At 68.7% G+C, this 20,149-nt stretch carries 16 protein-coding genes; 6 read left to right on the top strand and 10 right to left on the bottom strand.

The genetic code is table 11. From position 1 onward, the window contains the following. From E1298_RS27350 to E1298_RS27330, 5 genes are all read right to left on the bottom strand, one after another. Nucleotides 1–2,555, bottom strand: a 2,555-nt coding sequence (locus tag E1298_RS27350) for a DUF5682 family protein (RefSeq protein WP_131898199.1), incomplete at its 3' end; no start/stop codon positions are given. Next, the gene (locus tag E1298_RS27345; protein ID WP_131898197.1) at nucleotides 2,552–3,670 is read right to left on the bottom strand and encodes an ATP-binding protein; all 1,119 of its coding nucleotides are present in this window, start codon (nucleotides 3,668–3,670) and stop codon (nucleotides 2,552–2,554) included. The genes E1298_RS27345 and E1298_RS27350, both read right to left, overlap by 4 nt. 49 nt (nucleotides 3,671–3,719) lie before the next feature. Next, nucleotides 3,720–4,985: a VWA domain-containing protein gene (locus E1298_RS27340; RefSeq protein WP_131898195.1), complete on the bottom strand. Its 1,266-nt coding sequence runs from the start codon at nucleotides 4,983–4,985 to the stop codon at nucleotides 3,720–3,722. Further along, the gene (locus E1298_RS27335) at nucleotides 4,982–6,364 is read right to left on the bottom strand and encodes a hypothetical protein (protein WP_341770650.1); all 1,383 of its coding nucleotides are present in this window, start codon (nucleotides 6,362–6,364) and stop codon (nucleotides 4,982–4,984) included. Before E1298_RS27335 ends, E1298_RS27340 begins: the two co-directional genes overlap by 4 nt. Continuing rightward, nucleotides 6,361–6,852: a hypothetical protein gene (locus E1298_RS27330; protein WP_131898193.1), complete on the bottom strand. Its 492-nt coding sequence runs from the start codon at nucleotides 6,850–6,852 to the stop codon at nucleotides 6,361–6,363. Before E1298_RS27330 ends, E1298_RS27335 begins: the two co-directional genes overlap by 4 nt. Nucleotides 6,853–7,122: 270 nt before the next feature. On the opposite strand from E1298_RS27330, the gene E1298_RS27325 reads away from it, so the two are divergent. The 3 genes from E1298_RS27325 to E1298_RS27315 all read left to right on the top strand — a co-directional run bounded on the left by E1298_RS27325 (nucleotide 7,123) and on the right by E1298_RS27315 (nucleotide 9,969). Further along, nucleotides 7,123–8,448 (top strand): NsdA family TPR-like regulatory protein, encoded by a 1,326-nt coding sequence (locus E1298_RS27325; RefSeq protein ID WP_131898191.1) that lies wholly within the window; start codon nucleotides 7,123–7,125, stop codon nucleotides 8,446–8,448. Between the two features lie 160 nt (nucleotides 8,449–8,608). Continuing rightward, on the top strand, nucleotides 8,609–9,769 hold the full coding sequence (locus E1298_RS27320) for a cytochrome P450 (protein ID WP_131898189.1): 1,161 nt from the start codon (nucleotides 8,609–8,611) through the stop codon (nucleotides 9,767–9,769). Further along, the gene (locus E1298_RS27315) at nucleotides 9,763–9,969 is read left to right on the top strand and encodes a ferredoxin (RefSeq protein ID WP_131898187.1); all 207 of its coding nucleotides are present in this window, start codon (nucleotides 9,763–9,765) and stop codon (nucleotides 9,967–9,969) included. The genes E1298_RS27320 and E1298_RS27315 overlap by 7 nt, the downstream gene beginning before the upstream one ends. Nucleotides 9,970–10,119: 150 nt before the next feature. Here the strand turns inward: E1298_RS27315 and E1298_RS27310 are convergent, their stop codons facing one another. The 4 genes from E1298_RS27310 to E1298_RS27295 form a co-directional block, all read right to left on the bottom strand. Continuing rightward, a complete protein-coding gene (locus E1298_RS27310) occupies nucleotides 10,120–10,938 on the bottom strand; it encodes a methyltransferase domain-containing protein (protein WP_131898185.1) in 819 nt (272 codons plus the stop codon). A gap of 136 nt (nucleotides 10,939–11,074) precedes the next feature. After that, the gene (locus tag E1298_RS27305) at nucleotides 11,075–11,371 is read right to left on the bottom strand and encodes a YiaA/YiaB family inner membrane protein (RefSeq protein ID WP_131898183.1); all 297 of its coding nucleotides are present in this window, start codon (nucleotides 11,369–11,371) and stop codon (nucleotides 11,075–11,077) included. A 608-nt stretch (nucleotides 11,372–11,979) separates the two neighbouring features. Beyond that, the gene (locus E1298_RS27300) at nucleotides 11,980–12,450 is read right to left on the bottom strand and encodes an NUDIX domain-containing protein (RefSeq protein WP_131898181.1); all 471 of its coding nucleotides are present in this window, start codon (nucleotides 12,448–12,450) and stop codon (nucleotides 11,980–11,982) included. A 21-nt stretch (nucleotides 12,451–12,471) separates the two neighbouring features. Then, nucleotides 12,472–13,782: a helix-turn-helix domain-containing protein gene (locus E1298_RS27295; protein ID WP_207944864.1), complete on the bottom strand. Its 1,311-nt coding sequence runs from the start codon at nucleotides 13,780–13,782 to the stop codon at nucleotides 12,472–12,474. A gap of 525 nt (nucleotides 13,783–14,307) precedes the next feature. On the opposite strand from E1298_RS27295, the gene E1298_RS27290 reads away from it, so the two are divergent. The 3 genes from E1298_RS27290 to fxlM are packed head-to-tail and all read left to right on the top strand — an operon-like array spanning nucleotide 14,308 to nucleotide 19,739. Next, nucleotides 14,308–17,286 carry a lantibiotic dehydratase gene (locus tag E1298_RS27290; protein WP_207944863.1) on the top strand — a complete coding sequence of 993 codons (2,979 nt, stop codon included), beginning with the start codon at nucleotides 14,308–14,310 and terminating at the stop codon, nucleotides 17,284–17,286. Beyond that, on the top strand, nucleotides 17,286–18,476 hold the full coding sequence (locus tag E1298_RS27285; protein ID WP_131898177.1) for a lanthionine synthetase C family protein: 1,191 nt from the start codon (nucleotides 17,286–17,288) through the stop codon (nucleotides 18,474–18,476). The genes E1298_RS27290 and E1298_RS27285 overlap by 1 nt, the downstream gene beginning before the upstream one ends. A gap of 54 nt (nucleotides 18,477–18,530) precedes the next feature. Next, on the top strand, nucleotides 18,531–19,739 hold the full coding sequence (fxlM, locus tag E1298_RS27280; RefSeq protein ID WP_131898175.1) for a methyltransferase, FxLD system: 1,209 nt from the start codon (nucleotides 18,531–18,533) through the stop codon (nucleotides 19,737–19,739). 201 nt (nucleotides 19,740–19,940) lie between these two features. On the opposite strand, the gene E1298_RS27275 is transcribed toward fxlM, so the two are convergent. After that, a partial coding sequence (locus tag E1298_RS27275; protein WP_131898173.1) for a helix-turn-helix domain-containing protein occupies nucleotides 19,941–20,149 on the bottom strand: 209 nt, incomplete at its 5' end.

Genomic DNA, 20,149 nt, shown 5'->3' with positions numbered 1-20,149 from the left:
GGCCGTTTCGCTGACGAGGACCATGGCGGCACCCAGGCGTCCAGCGCGGGCAGGGTGGCGGGGAAGGTGCGGCCGGCCTCGCGGACGAGTACCGGTACCAGCTCTCGTGCGTGTTCGCGCAGCGTCGTGATCAGGCCCGGCAGCCACGGCAGCAGGACGGTGTCGGGCAGCCGCGCGAACGCCTTCGACATCACCTCGACGACGACCGGCGCCAGGGCGGGGGCCGGTTCGAGGGCTTGGACGAATCCGCTCATGTACAGCGGGAACGACGGGATGACGAGCGGGTTGTCCAGGAGTTCGTCGCATCTGTTCCGCAGGTCGGCGAGCGGCATCAGGCCGAGCTGCGACTTGGCGGCCCACAGAAGGGCCGCCTTCGCGGGCGCCTCCGGATGCGACTGCCGGACGGCCAGTTCCAGCTGGGCGTGGTCGCAGCCTAGCGACAGGGCCAGGCTTTCCATGCCGAACAGGAACCCGAGCATGGCGGCGACCTGGCGGACGCCGGTGTCCTCGTCCACGAACGCGGTCGGCAGGAGCGTGCAGTAGTGCGCGTATCCCTCGGTGACGAACGCCTGGCACCACGCCGGGAGTTCCGGTTCCGTCGCGCGGTAGTAGATGAGGAGGCGCCGGATCCGTCGCAGCACCTCTGGCGCGTCGTCGACCGTCCGTTCGGCGGCCAGTAGTTCGACCGCCCGTGCGCCCAGTTCGTCGGTGAACCGCCGGCCGTTCAGGTACAGGACGGCGTCCTCGACGGCCTCCAGGGCGAGCGCGGCGGTGGCCTTCGGGTCCCAGACGGAGCGGCGGAGGCGCTGTTCCAGCACCTGCTCGACGGTGACGCCCTCGTAGCCCAGCTCGACGATCGCGCGCTGGTTGCGGCCGAGGGCGAGGTCCCAGCTCTCCTGGATCGACCGCTCGCCGAGCTTGCGCGAGCCCATGATCGGACGGACGGCGCCGTCCGGCAGGAGGCGCCGCAGGATCCACAGCAGGTGCGAGCACGGCACCAGCTCCGGGTTCGCGTCGAGGTTCAGCAGTGCCCGCTGGATGGTGCGCTTCTGCGGGTCGAGCCCGAGCGGCTTCAGCCGGTCCAGGACGTCGCGGGCCAGGGGCGGGAGGGATTCGTAGCCGACCTGGCCGATCCGGTCGCCGCCGAGGAGGATCTCGCACAGGCGGCGCACGTCGCGGCGGCCCGGCACGGCGTCCTTCTCGATGCAGGTGACCGCGGCGTCCTGGAAGTCGTACGGCGTCGGACGGGCCCGGCCCCGCATGCCCGCGAGCAGGATGGACGTCTCGAACACCGCGATGGCGTCGGCCGTGCTGGACAGGTAGCCGTTGCGGCGGGCCAGTCGGACGATGTCGACGCACCAGCCGAGCAGTTCCGCCTCGTCCAGCCCGTCCAGGACGGGTGGGATCGACAGGAAGCCGGACAGCCGGTCGGTGGCCGGTTCCTCCACGGCCGGTGCCGCGGCCCGCGCGCGCTTGGACGTGCCCTGCTGTCCCTCTAGCCGGAACGGCTGCACCTTGCTCCGCTTGAGGGCCTTCGTGAACGTCGCCGCCGCGATGGACACCGAGCCCGACGCGAGGCCGAACTGCGCCTCGATCGCCGAGTGGCTGGACGGGATGAGCCCGTACTGCCAGCGCGTCGCCGTCCGGGGAGTGATCTCGAACGGCTCGGCGGAGGACAGGCCGAACTGCTCCACGCGGCTGGCCGCGTGGAACGCGCCGCACACGTACAGGCAGCCCGACGGGTCGGTACCCGTCGCGGCCAGGTGCTCGCGCATCCGCGTCCACATGTAGCGCTCGCGGTCCTCGTCGCGGCGGTCGCGGTCGTCGCGCTCGGGGCGCAGCCGCCGGAACAGGCTGCCGATCAGGACCATGACCTGCCGGTAGGTGGCGTAGTCGGCGCTGGACAGCGGCTGTTCGACGTACTGGTCCCACCATTCCGACCAGTGCCGCACCTTGCCGTGGTGCAGCAGGTGCGCCTCCAGCTCGGCGAACCGGGGGCGCAGGTCGCCGATCTCGACGCCGACCGCGTCACCGTGCAGGGCCGCCTCGTCGTCGTCCGCGTCGGGACCGGGGTCGGACGGGCCGCCGTCGCGCGGCTCCCACTGGAACACGTGGTCGGTGGACCGGTCGACCAGGACGATCTCCACGCCCGGGGTGTCGAGCGCGTACGCGATCGCCTGGTACTCCGCCGACGCCTCGGTGATCGGCGCGATCACGCTGAGCGGCGCCCACGCGGCGGGGAAGCCGTCCAGCTCGCCGGCGAACGCCTGGAGCGCCACCGGCAGACGGCAGTTGCGCAGCTCGTCCAGGAGCGGCGCGAGGTCCTCGCACAGCTCCAGGTAGATGACGGAGGGACGCTTGTCGCGCAGCCGCCGCGCCATCGCCAGCGCGGACGCGGGCGAGTGGTGGCACACGGGGAAGATCTCCAGCTCCTCGCCGAGCGCCCGGTCGACGTCGTCGACCAGGCCCGACAGGATGCCGGACACGGCGTCCTCGCCGCCGAACGCCTCGGCGGCGCCGCGCAGCTGCTCCCGGAGCGGGCCGAACAGGCTCATGACAGCGTCGAGATCGCCTGGCAGCCGCCTTCGAGGAAGCCGCGCCACTCCCCGTCCTCGTCCTTCTTGCTGCGCGGCTCGACGACGCCGTGCCAGAACTTGTTCAGGATGGCGAGGTCCTCGGGGGAGCGGCGCGCGAGGGAGCCGACCAGCGAGCCGCCGAGCGTCTCGGCGCGCAGCGTCCGGTCGCCGAAGAACTGGCTGTGCAGGATGGCGTCCTCCAGGACGCCGATCTGCTCGGCGGTCGACAGCGCCGACTCCAGCTTCTCGTCGTCGCTGGTGGCCGACGCCGCCGCCGCGCGCAGGTCGGCGAAGCTCTGGAGCAGGACGTCCAGCAGCGTGGGCGGCAGCTCCAGGTCGATCTGGTGCCGTCGCAGCAGCTCGGCCGTGCGGAACCGGACGATCTCCGCCTCGCTGCGCTTGTTCGTCACCACCGGGATCCGGACGAAGTTGAACCGCCGCTTCAGCGCCGACGACAGGTCGTTCACGCCCCGGTCGCGGCTGTTGGCGGTCGCGATGATGGAGAAGCCGGGCTGCGCGAAGACGATATTGTCGGTGTCCAGCTCCGGGATCGAGACGTACTTCTCCGACAGGATCGAGATCAGCGCGTCCTGGACGTCGCTGGTCGAGCGGGTCAGCTCCTCGAACCGGCCGATCACGCCCGCCTCCATCGCCGTCATGATCGGCGAGGGGATCATCGAGTCCCGCGACTGGCCCTTGGCGATCACCATGGACACGTTCCAGGAGTACTTGATGTGGTCCTCGGTGGTGCCCGCCGTCCCTTGGACGACGAGGGTCGAGTTCCGGCAGATCGCCGCCGCGAGCAGCTCGGCGAGCCAGCTCTTGCCCGTGCCCGGGTCGCCGATCAGCAGCAGCCCCCGGTCGGACGCGAGCGTGACGATGCTCCGCTCCACGAAGCTGCGGTCACCGAACCACTTCTGCGGGATCTCCCGGTCGAGGCCGTCCGAACGCTCGGAACCGAGCACGAACAGCCGCACCATCTTCGGACTGAGGCGCCACGAGAACGGCTTGGGCGAGTCGTCGATCGACTCCAGCCAGTCCAGCTCCTCGGCGTACTTGATCTCGGCCGGGGCGCGCAGCATCTCGTCGGTCATTCGTCACGTCTCCTCTGTGGTGGCGGTTCAGCGAGCATGGGGTGGCGGTTCAGGCGAGGAAGTTCTTCAGTTCGGACACGAGCTTGCGGACATGGCCCGAGATCACGGGCGTGCCGATGCTCTTGAGGCGCTCGCGGTACCACGGGTCGACGCTCCCGCGCCCCGAGCTGCTGACCGAGCCGACGGGGATGAACTTCACCCCGGAGCGGTGCAGCGCCGCGAAGTCGTTGATCAGCGACCGGTCGTCGTAGAAGTCGGAGATCCACACCATCACGGTGTTGCGCGGATCGGAGATCTTCGGCCGGGCGAGCGCCATCGCGACCGTCCCGTCGGTGCCGCCGCCGAGCGTCGTCCGCAGCAGCACCTCGAACGGGTCGTGCACCCACGGCGTCAGGTCGAGGGCCCGGTGGTCGTAGGCGACGAGGTGGACGTCCACCTTCGGCAGCCCCGCGAAGATGGACGCCAGGATCGTGCAGTTCACCATGGAGCCGACCATCGAGCCCGACTGGTCGACCACCACGATCATCTTGGCGGGCGTCGTCCGCTTGGCGGTGCGCCGGTAGAACAGGCGGTCGACGTAGAGCCGCTCGTCGTCGGGGCTCCAATTGACGAGGTTCTTCCAGATCGTCCGCTCCAGGTCGAGGTTGCGGAACACCCGCTTCGGCGGGACGGACCGGTCGATGGTGCCCGCGCTCGTCTGCTCGACCTGCGTTCGCAGCACCTCGGCGACCTCGTCCACGAACCTGCGGATGAGCGCCTTGGCGTTGGCGAGCGCCACGCCCGACAGGTTGGCCTTGTCGCGCAGCAACTGCTCGATCAGCGACATGCTCGGCGTCAGCCGGTTCGCCAGCCGCGAGTCGGCGAGCACCTCGCGCAGCTGCATGCGCTTGACCAGCTCGCCCTCCAGCTCGGTCAGGACGCCGCCGACCTGCTCGGCGCCCTCGTCGCCGAGCGCCCGCCGCAGCCGCCCCGCGTCCTGCTGCCAGCAGGCCAGCTGGGTGGCGGTGACGTTGCCGGTGCCCGTGGAGAACACGTTGAGCAGGAGCTTGGACACGAGGGCCGCCCTGCGCACGCGCGCGCCGTCCTCGTCGTCGCGGGGCGCCATGAGGCCGTCCAGCTCCGCGTCCAGTTCCGGGAAGCGCTGGACGAGGTCGTCCAGCGTCACGTCCGGGTCGAGCAGTGCGGGCGGCAGCCCCAGATCGTCCACGATGGCGACGCTCGCCGCCTCCAGCGACGGCTGCTCCTCGGGGTCGAACACGCGGGCCAGCAGCCGCCAGTAGAGGACCTGCCGCCGGGTGTCGTCGGATTCGCTCATTTGCGCAGCAACCGTCCCGCCCGCTCCTGGAGCACCGCGACGACGTCACCGGACTTCGCCACGGCCTTGACGACCTTCGGATCCGTGGCGCCGAGCGCCCAGTCGCCGGTGTGCGCCTCGACCGGCTTCTTCTTGACCGTCGCCTGGACGGCCAGCGGTTGCAGCGTCCACCGCCCGCCGTCCCACCGGACGAGCCCGATGCACGCCGACGACGCGGCGACCAGTTCAGGGGTGAGAGGGCCGCACGACGGAAGCCGCTCCACGTCGACGTCGATGCGGTGCCCGTCCAGTTCCCAGGTGGTGCCGTCGACCGCGTAACCCTCCAGCAGGACGGGCTCGGAGATCCGCACGGGATGCCGGTCCAGCGGCGGGACGGCCGGGGCGAGCGCTCCGGCGAGCATGACCCGCGCGGTGGCGAACGGCTCGGCGGCCTCGCCCGCCTCGGCACGGGACTCGTCCCACACCAGGTGGCCGTCCAGCAGAGGAAGGTCTCGCACGTCCAGGCTCCGGCGCCCGGCCAATGCGTTCATTAGGACGGGGTACCGGCCCAGCAGTTGCCACACGGCCGGACCGACGATCGTGTCGACCTTCGCCACGGCGACGCCCGTCCGCACCAGGCGCGGCGCTCCGCCGGACGGCTCCAGGACGCCGTGGACCTCGATCCGCACGGCCGTCCCATGCTCGTGCACGTCGACGCCCAGCGGCAGCAGCCGACCCGACACCGTCCCGGACGGGCCGCCCGCGTAGCCCGCCCGCGCGAGCAGCGCACCACGCGCCCACAGGTCGGCCCATCGGCGCGCGGGCAGCCGGTCCATCGTCGCCACGGGGCACGACGCCCGCAGCTCGGCCGCCAGCCCGTCCAGCAGCACCGCCAGCCTCCGCAGCCGAGGCTCGGCCAGCAGCGCCTCCACCGTCTGGTCGGACGCGGACACCAGGTCATGGTCGACGCCGCGCCATCCGGCGATGGCCACCTCACCGAGCCATGACCGGGCCCCGCTCAGCAGGTTCTCCGGGACGTCCACCGCCTTTTGCGGCTCGTCCCAGCGGGCCCGCTCACGCCCGAGCGCATCGTCGAGCCGTCCAAGAAGGGCGTCGTGCACGGCGCCGAACACCGCGCTGCGGGCCCCGGCCAGCGCGGCCAGATGCTCGTCCGCGACCGACCCGGCGGCGACCTTCTCGACGGCCTCGCCCACCGGCCGCCCGAGCGGCGAGCCCTGAAGGGCACCGGCCAGCGCGCCCAGCGCCGCCCCCCGCTCCTCACCCAGCCGCCCGAACCCGTGCACCAGCGCCTCGTCGAACCCGTCGACCAGGCCGAGCGCCTCGTCCACCCCGGACGGGGTGCCGTCAAGCAGCTCGCCGAGCTGCACACCCAGCATCATCGGGCCCCCACCGCCGGGAACCAGTGCATCTCCACCAGCGGCTCGGTGACGCCCGGCAGTTCCAGATAGGCCAGATGCCGCAGGAACCTGCTGAACACCACGGCGGCCTGCGCCGGCTCGTGCGACCCGCTCACGCAGTCGATCAGGCTGTCGCCCTCACCGGCCTCGACCCGCAGATAGCGGGCCACCCGCTCCAGCCCGTACTGCCGCACCGCCTCGTCGGCCAGCGCCCGCAGGTGCTTGCACACGTACGACCCGCCCAGCCCGCCGCACGGCCGGTTGTTGTTGGTGCTGCAACTGAGACCGTGCGTCCCCGCCGCGATGGACGAGACGTACACGCGGGCGATGTCCGAGCCGCTCGACACCACCCCCTGCAACCGGCCGTCCGCCAGCTCGACGAAGGGGACCTTCGCCAGCTTGCGCGGTTCGACGGGCGGCACCACCCGCACCGCGCTCCGCCGCTCCCAGGCGGCAACCTCCGCGTTCACAACCCTCGACCCCCAGCCCCGGAAAGGACGATCATGGACCCGGCAAACTACCGAAGCCCGGACCCCTCACGGGCCCGAATTCCTCAGCCGCAAGCACCTTCGCAGCGGGGTCCGACAGTTCCACGAAGATCACCGGAGGCCGTGGGACGGTGGGACGCCGCATGGCCGACGAACTTCCGAAAACTGTGCACGAGCCGTCACGGAGAGTGGATAATGGCGGCACGGCGGGGACGGGAGGAGTCGTCCTCCTGGCGGAAGGGTGCCGACACCATGACCGAACAGGAACGCCGCGCTGTTGGCGCTCGTCTCCTGGCCGAACGCAAGGCGCGCAGATGGAGCAGACACGGCATGGCTCGCAAGCTGCTGAGCGCCGTGGGAATCGCCCCCGACCCGAAAAGGGTCAGGAACATGGCCCGGCAGATTCTCGATTGGGAGAAGGGCAAGAACTTTCCCCGAGACTGGGCGGAGGCTTACACGATCGCCTACGACATCCCCTACGACGAGTTGTTCGGGACGGTCGGCCTCGACTGGCGGGATGACCTGCCGTCTACTCTGGAGGCAGATCCACGACCCTCCAGTCAGGGGGACGACCCCGTGCGACGCAGAGCGCTCCTCCAAGGCGGCACCGTCCTGGCCGCCGACGCGACCATCGCCCCGATCCTCACCACGCTCACCAGCGCATGGCAGGCCAGCGAACCGACCCTCCCCGGCGCGACCGTCTCCCGGTCCATGCTCGACGACTGGGAGAACGCCTACGAGGTTCACGCGACCAGTTACCGGATCGACCCTCCCACCGTCGTGCTGACGGCTCTCGCCTGGGACTGGGCCGATATCGCCCCCCACCTTCGCCGCAAGCAGCCGGACGGCATCGACCGCGATCTCGCGCATGCGGCTTCTCGCCACGCATTCCTCATCGCCGGTGGAATGTTCGAGATGGGGAACCGTCGTCATGCACACCGCTGGTGGACCACGTCACGTGAGCTGGCCGATAAATCGCGCGACCACCGTCTCGCCTCGCTGACGCGCAGTTGGGAGGTGACGAACCGGTTCCAGGACGATCGCGAGGACCCCGCGGAACTTCTCTTGCTCGCAAGAGAGGCGCGACGCCTCGCGGGCGAGCGGCCGAGCTTCGCCCTGATCTACTCGGTAGCCGAAGTGGCATGGGCCTATGCAGCGGTCGGTGATCAGGACTCGTCGATCGCTACTATCCACGAAGTCGAAACGCTCTTCGAGCGGCTTCCGAGCACTGGCGACAGACAATGGGGAGAAGAGCGGTTGCGGTTTAACCAGAGCCGTACGTACTCACTCGTGGGAGACGTGAGGCGGGCCAGTGAAGCCCAGGCCGCTGCTCATGGCCTCCATCGGCCGAACACGTACGCCACGGTGCAGATCGCCTTGCATGAGGCCCTTCTCTGCGCACGGAGAGATCCAGAAGAGGCACTCGCGCAGGGGCTTCAGATCGTCACGGAACTTCCGCAGGAACGACGCATTGCCCGCGTGCAATCGGCGGCCCGCCAAGTCGTCACAGCCCTGCCCGACAAAGCGCGGGAGCTTCCAGCCGCGCGCGAACTCCAAGCACTCATCACCGCCACCTGAACGCCACCCGCTCGATCAAGGCACCGCGCAACCTGGAAGAAGGACGGTCATTATCGCCGTTCCTCCAGCATGACGTCACCTCGGCGAGCCTTTCGGAGATCGGCTGAAGGGGTTCTCCTGTCAACGGCTTCCCGAATCACGGGAATCATGGGAGGACTCCATGGCACCTCAATTCCCCGGCCGCCGCACAGATCCTTTTCATCCGCCCGCCGAGCTGGCCGTGGGGCCGCCCGCGCGCGTCCGTCTGCGGAACGGTTCCGAGCATTGGCTGATCAGCCGGTTGGACGAGGCGCGCGACGTGCTCACCGATCCGAGGTTCAGCGCGGACGACCAGCATCCGGGCTTCCCGCGGGCCTTCCCGCTGCCGCCGGAGCCGGGCGCGCTGTCGTTCCTGCGAATGGACGACCCTGAGCACGGCAGGCTGCGCCGCGTCCTCACCACCGAGTTCACCGTCCGGCGCATCAACGCGATGCGGCCCGCCATCGAACGCATGGTGGACGATCTGCTGGACGGCCTCGAACCGCCCGTCGATCTGGTCTCGCGGTTCGCGTTCCCGCTGCCGTCCCTGGTGATCTGCGACCTTCTCGGCGTCCCCTACGCCGACCACGACTTCTTCCAGGAGCGCAGCATGGCGTCGCTGTCGCTGGTGCTCAGCAAGGAGGAGACCGCGGCGGCGCTCGCCGACCTCGGCGAGTACCTCTCCCGGCTCGTCCGCGACAAGGTGCGGCGGCCCACCGACGACCTCCTTGGCAGGGTCGCCGAGCGCCGTGTCATCACCGGCGAGCTGACCGAGGACGAGCTCGCCGTGATGGCCCGCCTCCTGCTCGTGGCGGGACACGAGACCACCGCGAACCTCCTGGCGTTCGGCACCCTGTCGCTGCTGCGCCATCCCGCCCAACTCGCCGCGCTGCGGGCCGACCCCGCGCTGGTGCGGCCGGCCGTGGAGGAACTGCTCCGGCACCTGACGATCACCCATCTGGGCCTGCCGCGGGTGGCGCTGGAGCCGGTGGACGTGGGGGACGTCAGGGTGTCCGCGGGCGAGGGCGTCCTGGTGTACCTCTCGTCCGCCAACCGCGACGCGGACCATTTCGAGGAACCGGACGCCCTGAACATCCACCGGCCGCCCGTCCACCATGTCGCGTTCGGATACGGGATGCACCAATGCATCGGCCAGACCCTCGCCCGCGTCGAACTGGACGTCGCGTTCGCGCGGCTCTTCGCGCGCTTCCCGGACCTGCGGCTCGACTGCGATGTCAGCGATATCCGGTTCCGTGACGGCGAATTCGTCTACGGCGTCCACGCGCTTCCGGTGACATGGTGAGCGCACGGCTCCGAGCGGACCTCACCTCCTGCCGCGGCGCGGGCCAATGCGCCTTCCAGGCCCCCGCCCTCTTCGACCAGGACGAGGAAGACGGACGCGTCGTCATCCTCCGTCCGGAGCCGTCCGAGGAGGAGATCCCTCTCGCAAAGCACGCCGTGGCGGCCTGCCCCAACCGAGCGCTCACCATAGAGGGCCGATAGCCGGGTTCGCCCTCACCCCGGCTGCCTGATCGGCGGCCGGGCCGGGCCGGGGCGGAGCCGGACGCGGCGTAGCACCGCTGTCACCCTCCGCGCCACCCCGGAGGGTGCAGGCTGACCTGCGGAGATTCAGTCGGGGCGGGTCCCGGTTCCTCAGGGAGTGATCGGGTTGTCGGGTGAGTCCAACCAGATCGTTTGACCCTCCGGGGTCACGGTGACGCCGTAGCGGCTGATCGCAGGTTCACCGAGGGCTTTCCAGCGCTCCTCCGCGTCCTGCGTGGCAAATCGGGCTGGACGCTGCCCCCGGAGCGGCATGAACCCTGACGGCGCAATGAACCGCCCGTGCACGACGCCATCTTCTTCCACCACGAGACGGCACAGAGGCCAGTCGGGATGTATCGGGCCCCAAGGAGCGAGTATGACGCCCCCTGCCCGCGTCTGCTCCACCCATGAATAGGGCAGAACTGACACGGCCGCCGTACAGATCACGCGGTCATAGGGAGCGTTCGCGGGGTAGCCGAGTTCGCCATCCCCGGTGATGACTTCGACTGGGCAGTCAGTCTGCCTCAATTTGCCACGGGCCTGTTCCGCCAGGTCCGGATCGATCTCGACCGTGGGCACATTCTCGGTGCCAGCGAGCCGAGACAAGAGAGCGGCATTCCAGCCCGTTCCGGTTCCGATCTCCAGCACGGCCGACCCGGTATGAAGATCCAGAGTCTCAAGCATCCTCTGAACGATGCGGGGGGCACTGCTGGAGCTGGTCGCTTCCACCCCGGCACCGGTAGCGGCGTTGCGATACTCGGCGGGAATGGCCGGATCGAAGGCTGTCTGTGTGACCACCGCGTCATCAGCGTCCACCGCCGCCCGCCAACGCTCGGGATCCTCCCTGCGGTGGACGGGTATCAGGTAATTCCTCTCGTTGAGGACGAAGATCTGATCAGGAATGAAGAGCTCGCGAGGTACCGCCCTCATGGCGGCTTCCGGTGTCACTGTTTCCCGACCCGTTGCACAGCACGCACGGTACCCAGAACTTCTCGCTGTCGTGGGTCCTCCACTCACCCTTCTTGCTCGGTGGGGGCGGGTTCGCCCGGTCTGTCCCGTGACGGGCTCAAATGTTCTGCGTCGTGAACGGATCGTGTTCGGCGAGCAGTTTGTCGAGGCGGGCTTGGTCGACGCGGTTGGTGATGTTCTGGATCTCCTGCTTGTCGCGCACGCATTTGGCGAGGGTGAATGTGGAGGTGATGACGTACAGGACGCCGAGCGCCAGGAACGCGCGGACCCAGGGATTGACCGGCAGGTAGGCGACGCCGAACGCGATGGCGACGCTGGAGACGGCGAACGAGATCGCCGCCTGGACGAAGAACGCGGTGGTACTGGCCGCCGAGGGCGCCTTGGAATTCGTCATGCCCCGAGTTTCCGCCGCCCCCTGTCCCGGGTCATGAGTACAGATCCCCATGTCCGCGTGAGTACCGCAGCCTGCCCCGCGTTTACTTCAGTGGTTCAGATCAGCCCGCGCACTGCCTGCGGGTCCACTGCGCGGCGGCGAGCCGGGTCAGGAATTTTCCGGTTGGTACCAGGTCTTTGCATTCAGGTCGCTGCGGAGCTTGACGTAGAGATCATCAGGACGCGCGCAGGAGTCGGCGAGCTCAGCGTGGGCCGCAGCCGGTGCATCAGCCGCACGGCGGGGCAGACGGATGGGAGGATCCTGTCCCAGGACGGCATCACGGACTGGTTGAACGCCTTCCCGGCGCGTCGTCCTCGGTCCAGTCCGCATGCCATCTGGATCGCGACCCGGTTCGTCAGCGGCGCCGGTGGGATCGAGCACGCTCTCGCGGCCGAGGGGAGCAGCACCGCGTCTCTGGCGGCCAGTGGATCGGCTCAGGATTGCGTCCGAGTCGGCACGATGCACCGTATGGCACGGGACACGCTGTACGTCTCCTACTCCGGTGATCACCACCACCGAGCGTGGACGACGCGCAGCCGCTCGGCGGTGACGGCTGCGTTCCACGCTTCTCAGGGTGTTTGTTCCCCATGTTCGAGGTAGCGCGTGATTCCCTCGTGGTGAGCGGCGTGGCTGTGGATGAGGCGCCGGGCCAGCCGGGGAATGGTGAGCTCGTGGGCCTGGTCGACGTCGTGGAAGCCGTAGCCGGTGAGTTCGGCGGAGTCGAGCCGGATGGCGGCGAGCTGGTCGGTGGGCAGCGTTCCGCCGTCGAAGATGAAGAGGATCTTGTCGCCTTCGCTGGCATTCGGGGCCCAGTCCGCGACGAGGAGGCGACCGATCGGCGGCTCGATACCTAGCTCCTCTTGGACTTCGCGGGCTGCGGCCTGCCGGGGTGTTTCGGCGGTCTCGACGTAGCCGCCGGGGATGTCGCGGTATTCCTTGTAGGACGGGGTGACCAGCATGATCTGGTCATGTTCGTTGAAGAACAGGACGCCGGCTGCGGCGCGGGCGCGGGCGAAAGTCGCTGTGGGGTCTTCGGTCACGGGTCGAGGGTAGGAGATCGTTCAGATCAGCCTCATGCGGCGGGCGAGATCGGCCAGGATCCGGCTCCGGCGTCCTGCTGCGGTGGCGCGCAGTTTCAGCACGAGCTGGCGGCTCATGACGTGCGCGTGAATCTGCTCCGGCGCACGGCGTTCCGCAGCCAGCAGTTCCTCGATCGCTGCGTCGACCTTGTTGCGTGCGTGGTAGGCGCTGACCAGTTCGAGGCTGTGGCGGACGGCGCGTTCGGCAGGCAGATGGGCGGTGTCGATGCCGGGGGCGAGGTCGAGGGCCACGGGTACGTCTCCCAGCGCCATCGCGGCGACGACGCGGTGGATCCGGACGTTGGTGGGGCCGAACGCCGTCCACAGGTGGTTGGCGTCGGCCCCTAGGTCGTCGGCCATCTGCTCGGCTTGTGCGAGGTAGTCGTCGGCGGTCGCGCGATCGTCGGCCTTGGCGGCGGCGACGGCTCCGGGGAGCAGGAGGGTGCCGTGGATCGACAGCAGCGCGGGGTCGGTATGGTTCAGGTTGCGGCGAAGGTGGATGGCCGCGCGTTCGGTCATGGCGTTGGCGTCGTCGAGGCGGCCTTGCGACTGGAGTGCGTGGATGACCGAGCGGAACAGCGACCCGGTGATGGCGGGGTCTTCGGTGCGTTCGGCGGCGGCCAGGCCACGTTGGGCGGCGACCCAGGCCAGGTCGGTCTCGCCGAGTTTGGTGAGGATCATCGCTGCGGATTGGCCCGCCAGTGCGGCGAGCCTGTGCGCGTCTCGCAGCTCGGCAGTTGCGTGCTCGCGGGCGGCCAGACTGGTCTGCGTCAGCAGTACGGGAAGCCGGCTCAGCATCCGGCCGTACCGTGAGCTCTGGTAGGCGGCCATCACTTCAGCCAGGTCGCGGCGGAGCAGGTCCAGGGGCGGCGGGTCGGGCTCGGCCTCGACGGCTGCCAGCAGGGGTGAGAGCTGCCGGTAGTCGGTGAGCGCGGAACGGACTCTGCCGATGTCGAAGATCTGGACGGCAGATGCCCCGTGGACGGGTACCTGCTGGTCGCCGATGATGTCGAAGACCGAGATGCCCAGAGCGTCGGCGAGTGCGCGAATCACGGAGATCCTGTCAAGGGCCGCCCGATCATTTTCGATCTTGCTGAGCCAATCCTCGGTACGGCCGATGAGCCCGGCCAGGACTTCTTGGGACATGCCGCGACGGACGCGATGCCACGCCACACGCTGCCCCGGGGACAGGTGTTGCCGGTGATCGGTCATCGCGGATCCCTCCTGGGAAGCGACCCCGGAATTTCTTTCCGGGTTAGGGCCTGCCTGCGGTTCTAACTTCTTAGCCAGCACACGGCAATCGGTTCGGTGAATCGTTGCCGGGACGGGAGAGGACCGCCGCACGCAAGCTACGTGCGAATCCTGGCCGGCGACGTGACAGCCCGCACTGGCCGTTCCCGACGGTGCGCATGTTTCCGAGGTCAGGGCATCCGCGCTTTGGCCGCCATAGGAAGGACAGGTACGTGCCCATCTCCTCGAATCCCGCGCCGGCCAGCGACTTCGATCTCGTGGTCACCGTCATCACGGACGTTGAGGCCAGTGACGCCTCCGCGCCCTGCAACACCGACGACGGGTGCGCCCCCACGTGCGACTCATCGTGCAACAGCGGTGTGTGAGCTGAGCTGATCCATCACCAGCACCTCGGGGACCGGAGGCATTCTCCGGCCCCTTCCCTTCAAGACCGGGACGCTGGAGGTACCGATGCCCGCATCGCCTCACCGCACTCCGCTCTACCGGCACGATGGTGGCGCCCTCCTGCGTGCCGCGGTCGTGCCGCTGAACCACACCGCCCACGGTCTACCGCGCATGTGGCCAGACTTGACCGACACTGAGACGGCGCGTGCCTGGTTGCGCCAGGTCTGGTTCCAGCACGACTTCGCCGCGGCGGTCCGGCACGCCAGCCCGGCTTTGGCCGGCCGCCTCGACATGATCTGCGTCGGCAAGCCCCTATCTACCAGGCAGGTACGACGTGCCGCCACGTCCGTCGCCCGCTATATCCTGCGCGCTTCTGGCCGTCCGACTCCGTTCGGGCTGTTCGCCGGTGTCGCCCCGGTGTCGGTCGCGCCGGTCACCCGAGTGCGCTGGGGGAACAAGCACCGTCCGATCATCCGTGTCGACGCTGAATGGCTGTCCGACGTCATCACCCGTCTGGAGGCGTGCCCACAGCTCTTGGAACGCCTTGATGTGGCGTTCAGCAACCTCGCGGCCGTGCGGGGCGGGCAACTACAGGTGCCGCGCGGTCCGAATCGCGTGAGCGTCCCTTACACCGAGCCGGTCGCAGCCGTCCGCGAGGCAGCGGCGGCTCCCGTACAGTTCGGCGCCCTGGCCGCCAGGCTCGCCGGCGCCTACCCGGATGCCGATGCGATGACGGCCCGGTCGATGCTGACCGTGCTCGTCGAGCGAGGCTTCTTGATCACCTCGTTGCGTGCACCGTTCACGGTCATCTGCCCGCTCTCCCATCTGACCGACCGCCTCCACGATGTCGGAGCCGGCGACCTGCCTGACATCGCGCCGCTGCTGCGGGAGCTCGATATCCTCCGCGCCGAGGTTCGACAGCACAACCGCGAACACGCTCCTGATGCTCTTGGAGCCAGAACGCGTCAGGGGCTCGTCCGGCGGATGCGTGATCTGTCGCCCGCTGGGCGAACCGCGCTGGCCGTGGACCTGCAACTCGATTGCGACGTGCAGCTCCCTCGTGGACTCGTCTGCGACCTGGAACGAGCGGCGGACCTGCTGGTGCGTCTCACGCGTCGACCGGCAGGGCAGGCGGCCTGGCGGGACTATCACGCCAGGTTCTGCGAGAGGTACGGCACCGGCGTGCTGGTCCCCCTCGCCGATGTCGTCGATCCCAACGCGGGTCTGGGATATCCAGCCGGTTACCCAGGCAGCGGCCTGCCGGCCCCCGTCCCCGTCCCGCCTGCCAGGCAACAGCGGCTGCTGGCGCTGGCCTGGCAGGCGATGGCCGACAGAACCACAGAAATCGAGCTGTCTGAAGAAGACGTCATCGATTCGCTGACCGATGGCGAACATCTCGACGAGCTCCAAGTTCCCCCGCACGTCGAGATGGCCGCCCGCGTCAACGCCGCCAGCTCCGAGGCCCTGGAGCGCGGTGATTACACGCTCACCATCGCGCCCGCTCGTGCCGCTGGGACCTTGACCTCACGGTTCACGCCACTGGCCACCGGGGCCGGTCTGGAGCAGATGTACCGGTCAGCGCCGACCGCAAGTGAGGCGGCACTGCCCGTCCAGATGTCCTTCCCACCCGTCTACCCGCACGCTGAGAACATCTGCCGTACCCCGGCGTATCTCTCCCACATCCTCCCTCTCGGGGAGCACCGGACCAGTACCCAGGCAGTGCTGCCGCTGGACGACCTCGCGATCACCGCGACCCAGGACCGCCTCCATCTGGTCAGCATCTCGCAGCGGCGCGTTGTCGAACCGCAGGTGTTCCACGCGCTCGCGCTGGAGAAGCAGCCCCCGCCGCTGGCCCGGTTCCTAGCACACCTCACACGAGCGTTCACCGCGGATTGGCACGACTTCGACTGGGGGCCACACGCCCGTCACCTGCCGTTCCTTCCCCGCATCCGCTTCCAGCGCATCGTCATCGCGCCAGCGCGATGGCGCCTCACCGGCACGGATCTTTCGCCGGGCAAAGTCGACCAGCAAGAATGGCGGCAAGCCCTCGACCGCTGGCGGAAGCGGTGGCGTTGTCCCTCCGCGGTGGAGCTACGCGATGGCGACCGCAGCCTGCGGATCTCCCTCGATGAGCCGGCCCACGCCTTCCTGCTGCACGCGCACCTGGAACGTCACGGGCACGCGATCCTCACCGAGAGCACCACAGCCGAGGACTGCGGATGGCTGGACGGACATGTGCACGAGGTCGCCGTCCCCTTGGTGACTACCCGCCCGCCTGCACCGTGTCCGCTCCGCGGCTCGCTCCCTCTGGTAACCAACACCGATCACGGGCACTCGCCCGGTTCAAGCGAAAGCGCCTGGTTGCAGGCGAAAATCTTCTCTCACCCCGAACAGCACGAAGCAATCATCACCGAGCGCCTCTCCGAACTCCTCACCACACTCGGCGACACCGCACACAGCGACGGCCCGGCTGTTCCGGTGCCGTGTTGGTTCGTCCGGTACCGCAGCCCATACGAGACCGACCACCTGCGCCTGCGTGTCTACACGCCCGACAGCGAGAACTGTGCGGCCGCCGTGACCGCGGTCGCGGACTGGGCGGCCGGGCTGCGGCGTGACGGTGCCGCCGGATCGCTCGTCTTCGACACCTACAGACCCGAGGTCGGCCGCTACGGGCCAGGAGAGGCGATGCGAGCGGCCGAAGCCGTCTTCGGCGCCGATACCCGAGTGGTCACGGCCGGGCTCCGGCACCTGTCGGCCCTGGCCATCGACCCCCTCGCCTGGGCGGCAGCAAACATGCTGCACATCGCCGGAGGCTTCCTCGGCGGCCTCGAAGCAGCCGCGGCATGGCTGATCGATCGCACCGCGCCAACCGCGGCTCCGATCCGTCGAAGTGTCATGGACCAAGCTGCCACCCTGGCGCATGACATCGCGGTGCTTGAGCTGACAAGCCACCTGGACCACCTCGTCAGGGCATGGCGTGATCGCACCGCAGCGCTCGCCAACTACCGGGAACGTCTTCCTGCCGATGCCGACCCCGACGCCGTCCTGGAATCCCTGCTGCACATGCATCACAACCGCGCCATGGGCATCGACCGTGACCGCGAACGACAATGCCGACGCCTGGCCCGGCAGTCGGCGCTCGCCCAACGAGCACAGCGCTGATGCGGCCTACAGCCACACCACCGGCAATCGACCCGGCACCAGGCTGGAGCCAGTCCCTCGCCAACGGTGCGCCGGGCATCACACTGCTCCACATCGAACGCACCCGCGCCAGTACCGGAGACCAGACCACTGTCAGGCGCTGGGTCACCGCCATGACGCGCAATCCGATCACCGCGCACCCGCAAGTCTCCGGGCTCTTCCGCGGTGCCCCAGCCGTCGCGTTCGCTCTCCACACTGCCGATGATGCCGCCTACACCCACGCCCTGATGGCCCTGGACCAGCACATCACCACCCTCATCCAGCACCGCCTCCAGCAGGCGCACCAACGCATCGACGACGGACGGCTACCCGTGTCGCGCGAGTTCGACCTCATCAGCGGACTGACCGGCCTCGGCGCCTACTTGCTGCACCGCCATAACGGCGGCGACCTGCTAAGAGACGTCCTGAACTACCTCATACGGCTGACCAAGCCCCTGAAATTCGGCGACGAAACCGTACCGGGCTGGTGGTGCCGCCACGGGCCCAACAGCCGTCCGTCCCCCCACTGGCCAGACGGGCACGGCAACCTTGGCATGGCACACGGGATCGCCGGGCCGCTGGCGCTACTGTCAGTGGCGATGAGACGCGGCATCACGGTCACCGGACACGCCGAATCCATCCGCCAAATCTGCGCTTTTCTGGACCACTGCTGTCGCCACAGTCGCTTCGGAACATGGTGGCCGGGGGTCATCTCGTTCACCGAATGGCGCTTGCGCACCGTCCGCCAACCCGGCCCGCAACGGCCCTCATGGTGCTACGGCACTCCGGGCCTGGTCCGCGCGCAACAACTTGCCGGAATAGCACTCGCGGACACGCACCGACAACACCTCGCCGAGCACGCCCTCTCCTGCTGCGTGACAGACGAGCACCACCTCTCCCAGCTGCGCGACAGCTCGCTGTGCCACGGCTGGGCCGGCCTCGTCCACGCGACTTGGCGAGTCGCCGCAGACGCACGCGATACCGACTCCGGGAAGATCCTGGCCGAGCATCACCGGCACCTGCTGACACGCATGCACCACCACTCCAATCGCCATGGACTCCCACCCGGCAATGGACTCCTAGAAGGCACAGCCGGGCCGAAGCTGGCCCAGATCACTGCCGACAGCCGGCTTCCACCCCGCTGGGACGCCTGTCTTCTCCTAAACGGCTGACACCGCAGCAACGACCAATCCGTCCACCCACGCCCATGGAACCCGAGGACTGCAATGAACACCGCTCCCGACGCTCCACCTGAATTCCTACGCGCCGACATGGTGGACCAGATCGTCAAGGCCCGACCCCGTTCCGCCCGGGTCGAGAAAGTCATGCACACCGTTCCCCGCCATCGCTTCCTCCCCGAAACCCTGTTGAAAGACGCCTACGCCCCCAACAAAGCAGTCATCACCAAACGCGCCGCCGACGGAACTGCACTGAGCTGCTCGTCGGTCCCCACCCTCGTCGCCACCATGCTCGACCAGCTCAACGTCGAACCCGGCGACCGCATCCTGGAGATCGGCGCCGGAACCGGCATCAACGCCGCCTACCTCGCCGAACTCACCGGACGATCCGGCCACGTGACCACCGTCGACATCGACCCCCAGGTCACCGCGCAGGCACGACAAGCACTCGACGCCAACGGATACGGCCACATCCAAGTGATCACCAGAGATGGAGCGCTCGGAGCCGCAGAGCACGCCCCGTTCGACCGCATCATCGTCACCGTGGGCGCCTGGGATATCCCACCCGCCTGGTGGGATCAACTCAGACCCGGCGGACGCCTCGTCGTCCCCCTACGCTGGCGCGGCCAAACCCGCAGCATCGCCTTGACCCACGGTGATCAACAACTCCGCTCAGACTCCGTCGAACTGTGCGGCTTCGTCCCCATGATCGGCCAACCAGGCGAACACAGCGCCACCATCGACGCAGGCCAGCGCGTCACCCTCTACTGGGACACCGACCAACCCATCAACCCGTCCGATCTCCAGGGCGTCCTCAACCATCCCAAGACGGCGACCTGGTCGAGCGTGACCGTCGGCCCGAATGAGCCCTTCGACGGAGTATGGCTCCGCCTGACAGCCACCGAACCCGGGACCTGCCGCATTGCCGCCAGTACCGAAGCCGTCGAGACCGGCCTGTGCATGCCCGCCATCGCCATCCGCAGCCCTGCCATCGCCGAAAACGCCTCCCTCGCCTACTTCGCCCAACGCCGCCTGGACGATGAAGACACCGGACGCCGCTGGGAACTCGGAGCAATCGGCCACGGCCCAAAAGGCCCCGAACTTGCAGAACGCCTGGCCGACCAGATCCGAGCGTGGAGCCACAATCGCACGTGTCACCCCCTCATCACCATCGCTCCACCTAGCGCACGCCCCGGTCTCCCCCGAGACGAAGGAGCCATAGAAAAGCCAGGCGCCCACTTGAAGATCGAGTACTGACATGTACGCCAACGAACGCCAGGAGAATCGCCGACCGTGGCGGTCAGCTATAGCGGGACGAGGAACGGTTCGGCGAATATGAACCTCTGCTGAAAACGGTGCGGGACGCGCGAGAGCGGGAATGCCTGGAGCGAGTGCCGCACGGTCCTGGGGGCCGTCGACGACTACACAAGCACCGCCCGGCATTCGTGAGCGGCGAGGTCAGGGTGGGGATACTTGGCCTGATTCGTGGGCGATTATTACTAGTTGGATGCGGTCGCGGGCGTTGAGTTTGGTGAGCAGGCGGGCGACGTGGGCCTTGGCGGTGGCGGGGCTGATGGACAGGTGGGCGGCGATCTCGGGGTTGGACATGCCGCGTCCGACGAGGGTGAGGACCTCGCGCTCCCGGTCGGTGATGCCGTCAGGGGGAC

Origin of the sequence: Actinomadura rubrisoli (assembly GCF_004349215.1) — a bacterium.
GTDB classification, from domain to species: Bacteria; Actinomycetota; Actinomycetes; order Streptosporangiales; family Streptosporangiaceae; genus Spirillospora; species Spirillospora rubrisoli.
This window is presented reverse-complemented; position numbering and strand designations above follow the sequence as displayed.

Coding starts and splice junctions, on each gene's coding strand:
- E1298_RS27310 (WP_131898185.1), bottom strand. CDS start 10,938: ATGAGGGCGGTACCTCGCGAGCTCTTCATTCCTGATCAGATCTTCGTC.
- E1298_RS27335 (WP_341770650.1), bottom strand. CDS start 6,364: ATGATGCTGGGTGTGCAGCTCGGCGAGCTGCTTGACGGCACCCCGTCC.
- fxlM (WP_131898175.1), top strand. CDS start 18,531: ATGAACACCGCTCCCGACGCTCCACCTGAATTCCTACGCGCCGACATG.
- E1298_RS27340 (WP_131898195.1), bottom strand. CDS start 4,985: ATGAGCGAATCCGACGACACCCGGCGGCAGGTCCTCTACTGGCGGCTG.
- E1298_RS27285 (WP_131898177.1), top strand. CDS start 17,286: ATGCGGCCTACAGCCACACCACCGGCAATCGACCCGGCACCAGGCTGG.
- E1298_RS27305 (WP_131898183.1), bottom strand. CDS start 11,371: ATGACGAATTCCAAGGCGCCCTCGGCGGCCAGTACCACCGCGTTCTTC.
- E1298_RS27345 (WP_131898197.1), bottom strand. CDS start 3,670: ATGACCGACGAGATGCTGCGCGCCCCGGCCGAGATCAAGTACGCCGAG.
- E1298_RS27315 (WP_131898187.1), top strand. CDS start 9,763: ATGGTGAGCGCACGGCTCCGAGCGGACCTCACCTCCTGCCGCGGCGCG.
- E1298_RS27325 (WP_131898191.1), top strand. CDS start 7,123: ATGACCGAACAGGAACGCCGCGCTGTTGGCGCTCGTCTCCTGGCCGAA.
- E1298_RS27320 (WP_131898189.1), top strand. CDS start 8,609: ATGGCACCTCAATTCCCCGGCCGCCGCACAGATCCTTTTCATCCGCCC.